This is a genomic window from Streptomyces sp. NBC_00249, from assembly GCF_026342355.1.
In the GTDB taxonomy this organism is placed as follows: Bacteria; Actinomycetota; Actinomycetes; order Streptomycetales; family Streptomycetaceae; genus Streptomyces.
This window is the reverse complement of sequence record NZ_JAPEMV010000007.1, coordinates 150,062-163,456: the sequence shown is the minus strand read 5'-3', so window position 1 is coordinate 163,456 and position 13,395 is coordinate 150,062. Positions and strand designations below refer to the sequence as shown.

Annotated in this window: 12 protein-coding genes; 6 read left to right on the top strand and 6 right to left on the bottom strand. The window is 71.5% G+C overall.

The window, feature by feature from the left end; translation table 11 throughout:
* Nucleotides 1-191 precede the first annotated feature (191 nt).
* The 5 genes from OOK31_RS28060 to OOK31_RS28040 all read left to right on the top strand — a co-directional run bounded on the left by OOK31_RS28060 (nucleotide 192) and on the right by OOK31_RS28040 (nucleotide 6,521).
* On the top strand, nucleotides 192-959 hold the full coding sequence (locus OOK31_RS28060; protein ID WP_267090158.1) for an IclR family transcriptional regulator: 768 nt from the start codon (nucleotides 192-194) through the stop codon (nucleotides 957-959).
* A gap of 324 nt (nucleotides 960-1,283) precedes the next feature.
* Entirely contained in the window at nucleotides 1,284-2,066 is a 783-nt protein-coding gene (locus OOK31_RS28055; protein ID WP_267090157.1) for an MIP/aquaporin family protein, read from the top strand.
* 78 nt (nucleotides 2,067-2,144) lie between these two features.
* Nucleotides 2,145-3,671 carry a glycerol kinase GlpK gene (glpK, locus tag OOK31_RS28050; RefSeq protein ID WP_267090156.1) on the top strand — a complete coding sequence of 509 codons (1,527 nt, stop codon included), beginning with the start codon at nucleotides 2,145-2,147 and terminating at the stop codon, nucleotides 3,669-3,671.
* A gap of 41 nt (nucleotides 3,672-3,712) precedes the next feature.
* Nucleotides 3,713-5,320, top strand: a complete 1,608-nt coding sequence (locus OOK31_RS28045; protein ID WP_267090155.1) for a glycerol-3-phosphate dehydrogenase/oxidase — start codon at nucleotides 3,713-3,715, stop codon at nucleotides 5,318-5,320.
* A gap of 127 nt (nucleotides 5,321-5,447) precedes the next feature.
* Nucleotides 5,448-6,521, top strand: coding sequence for a PAC2 family protein (locus OOK31_RS28040; RefSeq protein ID WP_267090154.1), 1,074 nt, complete (start codon nucleotides 5,448-5,450; stop codon nucleotides 6,519-6,521).
* A gap of 182 nt (nucleotides 6,522-6,703) precedes the next feature.
* Here the strand turns inward: OOK31_RS28040 and mshC are convergent, their stop codons facing one another.
* The 4 genes from mshC to OOK31_RS28020 all read right to left on the bottom strand — a co-directional run bounded on the left by mshC (nucleotide 6,704) and on the right by OOK31_RS28020 (nucleotide 10,216).
* Complete coding sequence (mshC, locus tag OOK31_RS28035; protein ID WP_267090153.1) at nucleotides 6,704-7,933, bottom strand: cysteine--1-D-myo-inosityl 2-amino-2-deoxy-alpha-D-glucopyranoside ligase; 1,230 nt, start codon at nucleotides 7,931-7,933, stop codon at nucleotides 6,704-6,706.
* Between the two features lie 110 nt (nucleotides 7,934-8,043).
* Complete coding sequence (locus tag OOK31_RS28030) at nucleotides 8,044-8,838, bottom strand: SCO1664 family protein (protein WP_267090152.1); 795 nt, start codon at nucleotides 8,836-8,838, stop codon at nucleotides 8,044-8,046.
* A gap of 5 nt (nucleotides 8,839-8,843) precedes the next feature.
* The gene (locus OOK31_RS28025; protein ID WP_267090151.1) at nucleotides 8,844-9,434 is read right to left on the bottom strand and encodes a DUF3090 domain-containing protein; all 591 of its coding nucleotides are present in this window, start codon (nucleotides 9,432-9,434) and stop codon (nucleotides 8,844-8,846) included.
* Nucleotides 9,435-9,508: 74 nt separating this feature from the next.
* Nucleotides 9,509-10,216, bottom strand: coding sequence for a histidine phosphatase family protein (locus tag OOK31_RS28020; protein ID WP_267090150.1), 708 nt, complete (start codon nucleotides 10,214-10,216; stop codon nucleotides 9,509-9,511).
* A 54-nt stretch (nucleotides 10,217-10,270) separates the two neighbouring features.
* Between OOK31_RS28020 and corA the strand changes: the two genes are divergently transcribed.
* The gene (corA, locus tag OOK31_RS28015) at nucleotides 10,271-11,263 is read left to right on the top strand and encodes a magnesium/cobalt transporter CorA (protein WP_267090149.1); all 993 of its coding nucleotides are present in this window, start codon (nucleotides 10,271-10,273) and stop codon (nucleotides 11,261-11,263) included.
* A 10-nt stretch (nucleotides 11,264-11,273) separates the two neighbouring features.
* On the opposite strand, the gene OOK31_RS28010 is transcribed toward corA, so the two are convergent.
* The gene (locus OOK31_RS28010; RefSeq protein ID WP_267090148.1) at nucleotides 11,274-12,062 is read right to left on the bottom strand and encodes a ferritin-like domain-containing protein; all 789 of its coding nucleotides are present in this window, start codon (nucleotides 12,060-12,062) and stop codon (nucleotides 11,274-11,276) included.
* Nucleotides 12,063-12,275: 213 nt separating this feature from the next.
* On the bottom strand, nucleotides 12,276-13,325 hold the full coding sequence (locus OOK31_RS28005) for an LLM class F420-dependent oxidoreductase (protein WP_267090147.1): 1,050 nt from the start codon (nucleotides 13,323-13,325) through the stop codon (nucleotides 12,276-12,278).
* Nucleotides 13,326-13,395: the final 70 nt, after the last annotated feature.

The window sequence follows — 13,395 nt, the reverse complement described above, 5'->3', positions numbered from 1 at the left end:
ACCGTGCGGCGCCCGCCCCGGTGAGGCTGTCCCACGTGGCGGACTGCATTCTGTGCGCGGGGGGCCGTTCGTCGGCCGGGTGGCCGGATCTGGTGGGTCGCACCAGACAGGGAAACGCCCAACCATGCACAAGGTCGGCATCGACCGATACTGTTCAGCATTGTCGAACTACGTCAGCAGGAGGCTGCGCGATGGCACGGAACATCCAGTCGCTCGAACGAGCCGCTGCGATGCTGCGACTCCTGGCGGGCGGGGAGCGCCGGCTGGGCCTGTCGGACGTGGCGTCCGCCCTGGGCCTGGCCAAGGGCACGGCGCACGGGATCCTGCGCACCCTGCAGGCCGAGGGCTTCGTGGAGCAGGACCCGGCTTCGGGGCGGTACCAGCTGGGCGCGGAGCTGCTGCGGCTGGGCAACAGCTACCTGGACGTGCACGAGCTGCGCGCCCGCGCGCTGGTCTGGACGGACGACCTGGCCCGGGCGAGCGGGGAGAGCGTGTACGTGGGGGTGCTGCACCAGAGCGGGGTGCTGATCATGCACCACGTGTTCCGCCCGGACGACAGCCGTCAAGTGCTGGAGGTGGGGGCCATGCAGCCGCTGCACTCCACGGCGCTGGGCAAGGTGCTGTCGGCCTACGACCCGGTCGCGCACACCCAGGTCGTGGAGGCGGACCGGGAGGCGTTCACCCCGCGCACCGTCACGGACGCGGCGGGCTTCGAGGAGGTCCTGGGGCTGACCCGGGCGCGGGGCTGGGCCGCGGACGTGGAGGAGACCTGGGAGGGCATCGCCTCGGTGGCCGCGCCCATCCACGACCGGCGCCGGATGCCGGTCGGTGCGGTGGCCGTGGCGGGGGCCGTGGAGCGGGTGTGCGGGGAGTCCGGGGAGCCGCGGGCGGCGCTGGTGGCCTCCGTACGGGACTGCGCGCGGTCGGTTTCGCGCGACCTCGGAGCGGGCCGGTTCTGAGCTTGACCTGATGCCAACAGTCCACCCGATGGCCACTTTGTGGGCCATTTGGGTGGATTTTGTCATTTTCGGATCGCTCAATGGCCGAATTTGGGCGATCGTACCGAGTGGTAACGATCCGGTTCTTTGACCTGGTCGACCCTTGACGCGTTCTTCACCTAGGCGGAAAACTGCCGTTCATCGGTCGGCATTGTCGAACACCTACCGGCAATACGCGTTAGGGTATGGCGAGGCCAAGGACCGGTGCAGCACTCACCGAGTGCGTGGACCACCGGAGGGACCCGGTGTCCGCCCACCCCTGGACGTAAGACAAAGGAGTCGCGGGTGTCCAGCTCCGACATCTTCATCGGCGAGACCATCGGTACCGCCCTGCTCACACTGCTCGGTGGTGGCGTCTGCGCCGCCCTCACGCTCAAGAGCTCCAAGGCCCGCGGCGCGGGCTGGCTCGCGATCACCTTCGGCTGGGGTTTCGCCGTACTGATCGCCGCGTACGTCTCCGCTCCGCTCTCCGGCGCGCACCTCAACCCGGCGGTCACCGTCGGCATCGCGGTCAAGACCGGCGAGTGGGGTGACGTCCCCGTCTACTTCGCCGGCCAGCTCCTCGGTGCCATGCTCGGCGCGGTCCTGATGTGGATCACCTACTACGGCCAGTTCCGCGTGCACCTGGCGGACCCCGAGAACATCAAGGACGCCAAGCTCGGTCCCGAGGACCCGCACCCGCACGACCAGGCCGGCCCCGTGCTCGGCATCTTCTCCACGGGCCCCGAGATCCGTAATGTCGTCCAGAACCTCGCGACCGAGATCATCGGCACCGTCGTCCTGGTCCTGGCCATCCTGACCCAGGGCCTCCAGGACGACGGCAAGGGCCTCGGTGTCATCGGCGTCCTGATCACCTCCTTCGTCGTCGTCGGCATCGGCCTCTCGCTGGGCGGCCCGACCGGCTACGCCATCAACCCGGTGCGCGACCTCGGTCCGCGCATCGTGCACGCCCTGCTCCCGCTGCCCAACAAGGGCGGCTCGGACTGGGGGTACTCCTGGATCCCGGTCGTCGGCCCGCTCGTCGGTGCCGCACTCGCCGGCGGTCTGTACAACATCGCGTTCGCCTGATCAGCATCGGAAAGATCGCAAGATCCGTACCGCCCTCCTGATTCCGCCTACTCACCAGACCTGCCAGGAGCAGCCATCATGACCAGCAGCACCGGCCCCTTCATCGCCGCGATCGACCAGGGCACCACCTCCTCCCGCTGCATCGTCTTCGACCGCGACGGCCGCATCGTCGCCGTCGACCAGAAGGAGCACGAGCAGATCTTCCCGAAGCCGGGCTGGGTCGAGCACGACGCCACCGAGATCTGGACCAACGTCCAGGAGGTCGTCGCCGGGGCCATCGCCAAGGCCGAGATCACCGCCGCCGACGTCAAGGCCGTCGGCATCACCAACCAGCGCGAGACCACCGTCCTGTGGGACAAGAACACCGGCGAGCCGGTGCACAACGCGCTGGTCTGGCAGGACACCCGCACCGACGCCCTGTGCAAGGAGCTCGGCCGCAACGTCGGCCAGGACCGCTTCCGCCGCGAGACCGGCCTGCCGCTGGCGAGCTACTTCGCCGGCCCGAAGGTCCGCTGGCTGCTCGACAACGTCGAGGGCCTGCGCGAGCGCGCCGAGGCCGGGGACATCCTCTTCGGCACCATGGACTCCTGGGTCATCTGGAACCTCACCGGCGGCGCCGAGGGCGGCGTGCACGTCACCGACGTCACCAACGCCTCGCGCACCATGCTGATGAACCTGCACAGCCTGGCCTGGGACGAGAAGATCGCCGAGTCCATGGACGTGCCGCTCAACGTCCTCCCGGAGATCAAGTCCTCCGCCGAGGTCTACGGCCACGTCAAGGACGGCGTCCTCGCCGGTGTCCCGGTCGCCTCGGCGCTCGGTGACCAGCAGGCCGCGCTGTTCGGCCAGACCTGTTTCGCCGAGGGCGAGGCGAAGTCCACGTACGGCACCGGAACGTTCATGCTGATGAACACCGGCGACAAGATCATCAACTCCTACAGCGGCCTGCTGACCACCGTCGGCTACCAGATCGGCGACCAGAAGCCGGTCTACGCGCTGGAGGGCTCCATCGCCGTCACCGGCTCGCTCGTCCAGTGGATGCGCGACCAGATGGGCCTGATCAAGTCCGCGGCCGAGATCGAGACCCTGGCCTCCTCCGTCGAGGACAACGGCGGCGCCTACTTCGTCCCGGCCTTCTCCGGCCTCTTCGCCCCGTACTGGCGCTCCGACGCCCGCGGTGTCATCGCCGGCCTCACCCGGTACGTCACCAAGGCGCACATCGCCCGCGCGGTCCTGGAGGCCACCGCCTGGCAGACCCGCGAGATCACCGACGCCATGACCAAGGACTCGGGCGTCGAGCTCGCCGCCCTCAAGGTCGACGGCGGCATGACCTCCAACAACCTGCTGATGCAGACGCTCTCGGACTTCCTGGACGCCCCCGTGGTGCGCCCGATGGTCGCCGAGACCACCTGCCTCGGCGCCGCCTACGCCGCCGGCCTGGCCGTCGGCTTCTGGCCCGACACCGACGCCCTGCGCGCCAACTGGCGCCGCGCGGCGGAGTGGACCCCGCGGATGCCCGCCGAGCAGCGGGACCGCGAGTACAAGAGCTGGCTCAAGGCCGTGGAGCGGTCCATGGGCTGGGTCGACGACGAAGACGCCAGCTGACCGCACTCAGCTGAGTCAATCGACGAGGAGCTAAGAGAGATATGAGCATCCCGCAGAGCGTGACCGCACTGGGCACGCACCCGACCGCCGGTTCGAACCCGAGCCGCGCCGAAACCCGTGAGCAGCTGGCGAAGGCCACGTACGACCTGCTCGTCATCGGCGGTGGCATCCTGGGCACCTCCGTGGCCTGGCACGCCGCGCAGTCGGGTCTGCGGGTTGCCATGGTGGACGCCGGCGACTTCGCCGGCGCCACCTCCTCGGCCTCCTCCAAGCTCGTCCACGGCGGCCTGCGCTACCTGCAGACCGGCGCGGTCAAGCTGGTCGCCGAGAACCACCACGAGCGCCGGGTGCTGGCCAAGGACGTGGCCCCGCACCTGGTCAACCCGCTGACCTTCTACCTGCCCGTGTACAAGGGCGGCCCGGTCGGCGCGGCGAAGCTGGGCGCGGGCGTCTTCGCGTACTCGGCGCTCTCGGCCTTCGGCGACGGCATCGGCAAGGTCATCTCGCCGGCCCGCGCCGTCGCCGACAACCCGGGTCTGAAGACGGACAACCTCAAGGCCGTCGCCGTCTACTACGACCACCAGATGAACGACTCCCGCGTCGCCGTCATGACGGTGCGCGCCGCGGTCGAGTCGGGTGCGGTCGTCCTGAACCACGCCGAGGTCACCGGGCTGCGCACCACGCGCGGCCGGGTCAGCGGCGCCGAGCTCAAGGACCGTCTCGACGGCACCGAGTTCGGTGTCGACGCGCGCGTCGTGCTCAACGCCACCGGCCCGTGGGTGGACCACCTGCGGCGCATGGAAGACAAGCACGCGATGCCGTCGATCCGCCTCTCCAAGGGCGCGCACATCGTCATGAAGCGCAAGTCGCCGTGGAAGGCCGCCATGGCCACCCCGATCGACAAGTACCGCATCACCTTCGCCCTGCCGTGGGAGGACCAGCTCCTGCTGGGCACCACCGACGAGGTCTACGAGGGCGACCCGGCGGACGTGCGCGCCACCGAGTCCGACATCCAGCAGATCCTGGACGAGGCGGCCTTCTCGGTGAAGGACGCGGACCTGGACCGCTCGCTGATGACATACGCCTTCGCCGGCCTGCGGGTGCTGCCCGGCGGCCCCGGCGGCGTCGAGAAGGCCAAGCGCGAGACGGTGGTCTCCGAGGGCGCGGGCGGCATGCTGTCCGTGGCCGGCGGCAAGTGGACGACGTACCGTCACATCGGCCGCGTGGTCATGGACAAGCTGGCCAAGCTCCCCGGCAGCCCGCTGACCGAGGACATGGAGCCGGTGAAGTCGCTGGTGCGCCGTGTCCCGCTGCCCGGTGTCGCCAACCCGAACGCGGTCGCGCACCGGCTGCTGGTGGACCGCGAGCCCGGCACCCGGATGGACCCGCTGACGGCCCGCCACCTGGCCTCGCACTACGGCTCGCTGGCCTTCGACGTCGCGCGCCTGGCGAACGAGGACGCGGCGCTGGCCGAGCGGATCCACCCCGACGGTCCGGAGATCTGGGCGCAGGTCGCGTACGCCCGTGACAACGAGTGGGCCGAGACGGTCGACGACGTGCTGCGCCGCCGTACGACGGTGACGGTCCGCGGCCTGGACGACGCGTCCGTACGGGCCCGTGTCGAGGAGATGCTGGGCCGCAAGGCATAGCTCTCCCGCAGGTGGGGAAGAGGGGCGGTTCCGAGGGGAACCGCCCCTCTGTCGTGGGCTGTGGCCGCTGCCTCATCAAGGCTTAGGCTGACCCACGTACGCAAGGGAACTTCGGAAGGAGACCTGGGTGATCGAGCTTGAGGGCGTGCCCGAGCTGATCGACCCGGTCATGGTGGCCGCGTTCGAGGGCTGGAACGACGCGGGTGACGCCGCCTCCGGTGCGGTGGCGCACCTGGACCGGGAGTGGAAGGGCGAGGTATTCGCGGCGCTGGACGCCGAGGACTACTACGACTTCCAGGTCAACCGGCCGACGGTGTGGCTGGACAACGGGGTCAGGAAGATCACCTGGCCGACGACGCGGCTGTCGGTGGTCCGGATCGGCGGCGCGAAACCGCGCGACCTGGTGCTGGTGCGCGGGATCGAACCGTCCATGCGGTGGCGGTCGTTCTGCGAGGAGATCCTCGGCTTCGCGGTCGAGCTGGGTGTGGAGATGGTGGTCATCCTGGGCGCGCTGCTCGGGGACACCCCGCACACCCGGCCGGTACCGGTGAGCGGGGTGACCTCGGACGCGGACCTGGCGCGGACGATGGACCTGGAGGAGACCAAGTACGAGGGCCCGACCGGGATCGTCGGCGTCCTCCAGGAGGCCTGCACCCATGCGGGGATGCCGGCCGTGTCCCTGTGGGCGGCGGTGCCGCACTACGTGTCGCAGCCGCCGAACCCGAAGGCGACGCTGGCGCTGCTGAACCGGCTGGAGGACCTGATCGACCTGCGGATCCCGCTGGGCGAGCTGCCGGAGGACGCGCGGGCGTGGCAGCTGGGCGTGGACCAACTGGCCGCCGAGGACAGCGAGGTGGCGGAGTACGTCCAGACGCTGGAGGAGGCGCGGGACACCGCGGATCTGCCGGAGGCGTCCGGGGACGCGATCGCCCGGGAGTTCGAGCGGTACCTGCGGCGGCGGGACCCGTCCGCGGGCGGGGAGCCGGGGGACGGCTCGTACCTGCGGGACACCTCCAGCGGGCTGACGAAGCCGGCGAAGCGGAGGCCGGACCTGTCCGGGGAGGATCCGCAGCCGCCTGCCGCCGCACCGGAGGGGCCGGAGCCGCAGCCGCCTGCCGCCGCGCCGGAGCCCGAGCCGACGGCGGGTCCGGAGGAGCCCGGGGACGACACCCCGGAGACCCCCGGGACCCCGGAGACGTAGCCGGGCGGGTGGGCGGGGGGCGGTGCCGCTGCGCGGGGCCGTCCCCTACCCGCCCTTCCTCCCCCAGCTACCGCTGGGAGGTGCCCCCGGTTCCCGCCTCAAACGCCGGCGAGGCTGAGAAATCCAGCCCCGCCGGCGTTTGAGGCGCGGGGTCCGGGGCGGAGCCCCAGAAAGCCTGGGCGTTACAGGGCTACGCCCAGGAGGGCGTCCACCGTGCGGGAGACCAGGCCCGGGGCCGATTCGTCGGTTTCGTCGGAGGCGAGCTGGAGCTCGACCCAGCGGTCGACGGCCGCCAGCGCGGCGGGGGCGTCCAGGTCGCGGGAGAGGGCCTCGCGGACCTCCTCGACCAGGGCGTCCGCCGGGACCCCGTCCGGGCGGGAGACGGCCGCGCGCCAGCGCTCCAGCCGGGTCACGGCCTCGGCGAGGACGGCGTCGGTCCACTCCCAGTTCGCGCGGTAGTGGTGCGACAGCAGGGCCAGGCGGATCGCCGCCGGGTCGACCCCGGCGCGGCGCAGGGCCGAGACGAAGACCAGGTTGCCCTTGGACTTCGACATCTTCTCGCCGTGCAGCGCGACCATTCCGGCGTGGACGTACGCCTTGGCCATCGGGAACTCGCCCGTCAGGGCCTGCGCGTGCGAGGCGCCCATCTCGTGGTGCGGGAAGGCCAGGTCCGAGCCGCCGCCCTGGATGTCGAAGCCCATGCCGAGGTGGTCGAGGGCGATGGCCACGCACTCGATGTGCCAGCCCGGCCGGCCGCGGCCCAGCGAGCCGCCGTCCCAGCTGGGCTCGCCCGGGCGGGCGGCCATCCACAGCATCGGGTCGAGGGGGTTCTTCTTCCCCGCCCGGTCCGGGTCGCCGCCGCGCTCGGCGGACAGCAGCCGCATCGCCGCCGCGTCGAGGTTGGAGACTCCGCCGAAGTGCGGGTCGGACTCCACCGAGAAGTAGACGTCGCCCTCGAGTTCGTACGCGGCGCCCGCGTCCCGGAGCCGCTCGACCAGCGGCACGATGCCCGGTATGGCCTCGACCGCGCCGATGTAGTGCTGCGGCGGGAGCATCCGCAGGGCGGTCATGTCCTCGCGGAAGAGGGCCGTCTCGCGTTCGGCGAGCTCGGTCCAGTCCTGCCCGTCGCGCAGCGCCCGCTCCAGGAGGGGGTCGTCCACGTCGGTGACGTTCTGGACGTAGTGGACCTGCCGCTTGTTGTCGAGCCACACGCGCTGTACGAGGTCGAACGCGTTGTAGGTCGCCGCGTGACCGATGTGGGTCGCGTCGTACGGGGTGATCCCGCAGACATAGATACGGGCGACGGGACCGGGGTCGAGGGTGATCGTCCCCTGGGTCGCGGTGTCGTGGATCTGGAGGTCGCGGCCCTTGCCAGGCAGGGCGGGGACCTCAGAAGCGGGCCAGGCATGCATGCTTCGAGCCTAACCGGACGGGTGTTCCGGAAACGAACCGGACCAGCACTGTTGGCCGGATCGGCACTCTTGCGGTCCGGCTGGATCTGTGCGTCCGGCAGCCGCCCTGCTCAGACCGGTGGCCAGGGGATCGCGGGCCACTGTCCGGAGGGCTGGGGATGCGTCCCGTTGCGCAGCAGGAGGGCCACACGGGCCCGTACGGCGGCCAGCTCCACGGGGGTGATCAGTTCGGCCAGCCGGGTGGTGAGCGGACCGTCCTCGGCCAGCTGCGCCTCCAGGGAGGCCAGTACGGACCGGGCTTCCTCGGTGAGGGGCTCCCCCGCCCAGCCCCACAGGAGGGTGCGGAGCTTGTCGTCCGTGTGGAAGGTCACCCCGTGGTCGATGCCGTACAGCCGGCCGTCGGGGGCGGGCAGCAGGTGGCCGCCCTTGCGGTCGCCGTTGTTGATCACGGCGTCCAGGACGGCGAGGCGGCGCAGCCTCGGGTCGTCGGCGTGCACGAGCAGGGCGGTGCGGCCCTCCCCGACCTCGGCGAAGGCGACGGGCTTCCAGCCCTCCTCCGCCTCCTCGCCGTCGACGAGCGCGAGCAGGGAGGCCTCCGGTGGTTCTCCGGCGTCGATCCAGTGCTGGACCATGCCTTCTCCGTACGGGCCGTCGCGCAGCACGGTCGTCGGTACGAGGCCCCAGCCGGTGGCCTCGGAGACCAGGTAGGCGGCGCGCTCGCGCTGGGCGAGGTTGCCGTCGGGGAAGTCCCACAGCGGCCGCTCGCCCTTGACGGGCTTGTAGACGCACTCCGCGCTGCGGCCCTCGTAGGCCACCGTGCACAGCAGTACGGCGTTCGACGCCTCGGCGATGCGGCCGCGGACGGTGAGCTCACCGCGGGTGAGCAGCTCCTCGATCGGGGTCACGGCGCTCACACCTGGCGCCGGTACCCGTTCTGGCGGGGGCACACGTGTCCCTCGGGGTCCAGGGGCAGGCTGCACAGCGGGCACGGCGGGCGGCCGGCGTTGACCACGTCCAGGGCCCGCTTGGCGAAGGCGCGGGCCTGCGCGCCGGAGAGCCGCACCCGGAGCATGGGCGGGCCGTTCTCCTCGTCCTGGAGCAGGCGTTCCTCCGCCTCGGCGAGATCCTCGTCCGAGTCGGCGTCGAGTTCGACGAGGGCCTGGGCCTCGACGATCATCCGCTGCTCCTCGCCGTCCCAGGCGAGCGCCATGGTGCCGACGCGGAACTCCTCCTCGACGGGGACGTCGAGCGGGGCGGTGTCGGCGGCCTCGGTGGCGGCCACGGCCGGGACGGGGGCGTTGCCCCCGGTGCGGCGCACGACCTCGTCGAGCAGCTCGTCCATCCGCTCCGCCAGCGCCGCGACCTGGGTCTTCTCCAGGGAGACGCTGGTGACGCGGGTACCTGAGGAGGCCTGGAGGAAGAACGTACGGCGTCCAGGCAGACCGACCGTGCCGGCCACGAAGCGGTCCGGCGGGTCGTAAAGGAACACCTGACGGGGCACGTCCAGTCTCCAAGTCTGAGGCGGGGCAGGGCTGCGCGCGTGCGCTGGCCCTGCCACCCTACTGCTCCGTTCGATCAGGCCGCGCCCGCGCCGCCTCCCACGACGGCGTTGCCGCCGCCCTCGGCCTCGCTGTCGGCGGAGGGCGCCGGGCGGGGGATCAGCGGGGCGAAGTCCCCCGTGTCGCCGAGGCGCAGCAGGAAGGGGCGGGTGGGGGTGTAGCGGATCGCGGTGACCGAGCAGGGGTCGACGTGGATCCGCTGGAAGAGGTCGAGGTGCATGCCGAGGGCGTCGGCGACGAGGGACTTGATGATGTCGCCGTGCGAGCACATGAGGAACACGGCGTCGGAGCCGTGCTCCTCCTCGATCCGGGCGTTCCACTCGCGTACGGCGTCCACGGCGCGCGCCTGCATGGCGCGCATGGACTCGCCGCCGGGGAAGGAGGCGGCCGAGGGGTGCTGCTGGACGATCTTCATGAGGGGTTCGTCGGCGAGCTCGGAGAGTTTGCGGCCGGACCAGTCGCCGTAGTGGCACTCGCCGATCCGCTCGTCGGTGTGCAGGGGCAGGTCCGGGCGGGCCGCGAGCAGCGGGGCCAGGGTTTCCCGGCAGCGCTGGAGCGGGCTGGTGACGGCGGCGGCGAGGGGGATGCCGTCGAGCCGTGCGGGCAGTGCGGCGGCCTGTTCGGCGCCGCGTTCGTCGAGGGCCACTCCCGGGGTCCATCCGGCGAGCAAGCCTGCGGTGTTGGCGGTGGACCGCCCGTGTCGTACGAGGATCAGCATGGCCATGGAAGCACCCTATGCGGTGCCGCGGGTGTGCGGGCGGGCCGCGGTCAGGGAAGAATGCCCCGGGTGATTGTCGACTGCGCGATGTACCGGGACGGCCGCCGATCCGAGGCGCCCGAGGACTTCTCCGACGCCCTCGACGAGGCGCGGGCCTGCGGGGACGCCTTCGTCTGGGTCGGCATGCACGAGCCGACGGCGAAGGAGTTCGACCATGTGAGCCGGGAGTTCGGGCTGCACGCGCTGGCGGTGGAGGACGCACTGACGGCGCACCAGCGGCCGAAGCTGGAGGTGTACGACGACTCGCTGTTCGTGGTCCTCAAGCCGGTGATCTACGACGAGACCGCGGACACTGTGACGACCGGCGAGCTGATGGTCTTCATCGGCGACTCCTTCGTGGTCACCGTCCGGCACGGCGAGGGGGCCGCGCTGGCCGCCGTACGCCGCCGGCTGGAGCACGAGCCTGACGTGCTGCGGCACGGGCCGACGGCGGTGCTGTACGCGGTGTCCGACGCGGTCGTGGACCACTACATCGAGGTGGCCGCGGAGCTCCAGGGCGATCTGGAGGAGCTGGAGGCGGAGGTCTTCTCGCCCAACCCGTCCGAGTCGAAGAACACGGCCGCCCGGATCTACGGCTTCAAGCGGCAGGTGCTGGAGTTCCGCCGGGCCACGATTCCGCTGCTCCAGCCGATGGACCGGCTCGCCTTCGGGCAGGTGCCGTTCGTGCACGAGCACGCCCAGCCCTTCTTCCGTGACGTCGCCGACCACCTGACCAAGGCGAACGAGTACGTCGAGGGCCTGGACCGGCTGCTGTCGGACGCGCTGGCCGCGCACCTGGCGCAGATGGGCGTCCGGCAGAACGACGACATGCGCAAGATCTCCGCCTGGGCGGCGATGGCGGCGGTCCCCACGATGGTCGCGGGGATCTACGGGATGAACTTCGACCACATGCCGGAGCTGCGGCAGGGCTGGGGCTATCCGGCGGTGGTGGTGCTGATGGTGTCCCTGTGCCTGGGCCTGCACCGGATGTTCAAGCGGCGCGGCTGGCTGTAGGGCCGGGGGGCTACGCGAACCCGTGCGAGGGGGCGGGCGCCGCGCCCAGGGCGTCCGCCCGCTCCGGCGGGCGCAGGGCGACCATCCGGTGCCAGCCGCTGAAGCGCTCGTAGGCGTACGTGGCGCGGATGCCGGCGGCGAGGGCGGCGGCCTTGGGCGCGGGCCAGCGCAGCAGCCGGGCCATGCGGTCCATGACGGCGAGGCTCACGTCCCGGTGGACGGCGATCTCGGCGAGGGCGCTCTCGCGCAGGATCCGCTGGATGGCCCGGCCGTGTCCCTCGCGGGCCAGGCGCAGCAGTTCCTCGTGGCAGTAGGCGAGGTGGTTGTCCTCGTCGTCGCTGATCATGCGGACGGCCCTGCCGAGGTCGGGGTGGTCGCCGAAGTACCGCACCAGCAGGCGCATCTGGTCGGAGGCGCGCTGTTCGGTGACGCGGCTGTGCGCGAGGTAGACGACGATGTCCCGCTCGGTCAGGGCCTCGTCGCGGCGCAGCTTCTCGTGGGCGAGGCCGATGCCGCGGCGCTCCAGCAGCATCGTGTAGTCGGTCTCGGGCGGGACGGGGACGGCGGGCAGTCCGCGCTTGCGCAGCAGGGCGTGGAAGATCCGGCCGTGCTTGTCCTCGTCGGCGCCGTGCCGGGTGATCTTGGGGGCGAGCGCGCGCATCGGTTCGGGCACGAGGGCGGCGATCCGGGCGTTCTCCCAGCCGCCCTGGGACTCCCCGCTGGCGGCGATGGAGCAGAACAGCTGGAAGGAGTCGTCGTGGTCGACGATCTCCTGGAACAGGCTGCGGGCAGAGAGCATGGAACGAGTCAAATGCGGATCTACCGGTCGGGCAACCGAGGGGGTCCCGCCGATCGGCCGAACGATGCAGACACGCGGCCCGCTCCGGGGCGTAACCCCGGGGGCCGGCCGCGCGTTGTTGCGGGTGTCGGCCGTGGCGGGGAAGACCCCCCGAGCCCCCACCACGGCCGCAGGGCCTCTTTTGAACGCCGGACTCCGTCCGGCGGGGCCGGGTCAGGCCAGGCCGGCGAGCTCCAGGGCCTCGGTGCCGGCGCGCAGGGCGGCGATCCGCTCGTCCAGGGTGAACCCGGCCGGGGCGAGCGTGAGGGTGGTGACCCCGGCCTCGGCGTAGGCCCGCATCCCGTCCGCGATCCGCTCGACGGAACCGAGCAGGGTGGTCGAGTCGATCAGCGAGTGCGGGACGGCGGCGGCCGCGCCCGTCTTGTCGCCGCCCAGGTACTTGGCCTGGATCTCGGCGGCCTCCTTCTCGTAGCCCATGCGCTGGGCGAGCTGGTTGTAGAAGTTCTGCTTCGGGCTGCCCATGCCGCCCACGTACAGGGCCGTGTACGGGCGGAACATGTCCGCCAGGGCCGTCACGTCCTCGCCGAGGGCCAGCGGGACGGTCGGGCAGACGTCGAAGCCGTCCATCGTCAGCCCGGCCTTCTCGCGGCCCGCGCGGATGTGGCGCAGGGCCGTCTCCTCCAGGTGCTCGGCGGCGGGGAAGATCAGCAGGGCGCCGTCGGCGATCTCGCCGGTCTGTTCCAGGTTCTTCGGGCCGATCGCCGCGATGTAGAGGGGGATGTGCTCGCGCTCCGGGTGCACGGTCAGCTTGAGCGGCTTGCCGGGGCCGCCGGGCAGCGGGAGGGTCCAGTGCGCGCCGTCGTAGGAGAGGCGTTCGCGGGTCATGGCCTTGCGGACGATCTCCACGTACTCGCGGGTCCGGGCGAGGGGCTTGTCGAACTTGACCCCGTACCAGCCCTCGGAGACCTGCGGGCCAGAGACTCCGAGGCCGAGGCGGAAGCGGCCCTTGGTGAGGGAGTCGAGGGTGGCGGCGGTCATGGCCGTCATCGCGGGCTGGCGCGCCGGGATCTGGAAGATCGCCGAGCCGACGTCGATCCGCTCGGTCTGGGCCGCGACCCAGGCGAGGACGGTGGCCGCGTCGGAGCCGTAGGCCTCGGCGGCCCAGCAGACGTCGTAGCCGAGGCGGTCGGCCTCCTGCGCGACGGAGAGGTTGTCGGCGTCCATGCCAGCACCCCAGTAGCCGAGATTGATGCCGAGCCTCATGTGTCGTCCCCTTACGATGCGCGGTTCACGCGGTGTGGTGTACCCATCAGTAACGTGAGTCTGCGGGGAC

What these genes read in the sequence shown, in the direction of transcription:
- OOK31_RS28060 (WP_267090158.1), top strand. Translation starts at nt 192, where the DNA reads ATGGCACGGAACATCCAGTCGCTCGAACGAGCCGCTGCGATGCTGCGA.
- glpK (WP_267090156.1), top strand. Translation starts at nt 2,145, where the DNA reads ATGACCAGCAGCACCGGCCCCTTCATCGCCGCGATCGACCAGGGCACC.
- OOK31_RS28045 (WP_267090155.1), top strand. Translation starts at nt 3,713, where the DNA reads ATGAGCATCCCGCAGAGCGTGACCGCACTGGGCACGCACCCGACCGCC.
- mshC (WP_267090153.1), bottom strand. Translation starts at nt 7,933, where the DNA reads ATGCATGCCTGGCCCGCTTCTGAGGTCCCCGCCCTGCCTGGCAAGGGC.
- OOK31_RS28020 (WP_267090150.1), bottom strand. Translation starts at nt 10,216, where the DNA reads ATGGCCATGCTGATCCTCGTACGACACGGGCGGTCCACCGCCAACACC.
- corA (WP_267090149.1), top strand. Translation starts at nt 10,271, where the DNA reads ATGCCCCGGGTGATTGTCGACTGCGCGATGTACCGGGACGGCCGCCGA.
- OOK31_RS28010 (WP_267090148.1), bottom strand. Translation starts at nt 12,062, where the DNA reads ATGCTCTCTGCCCGCAGCCTGTTCCAGGAGATCGTCGACCACGACGAC.
- OOK31_RS28005 (WP_267090147.1), bottom strand. Translation starts at nt 13,325, where the DNA reads ATGAGGCTCGGCATCAATCTCGGCTACTGGGGTGCTGGCATGGACGCC.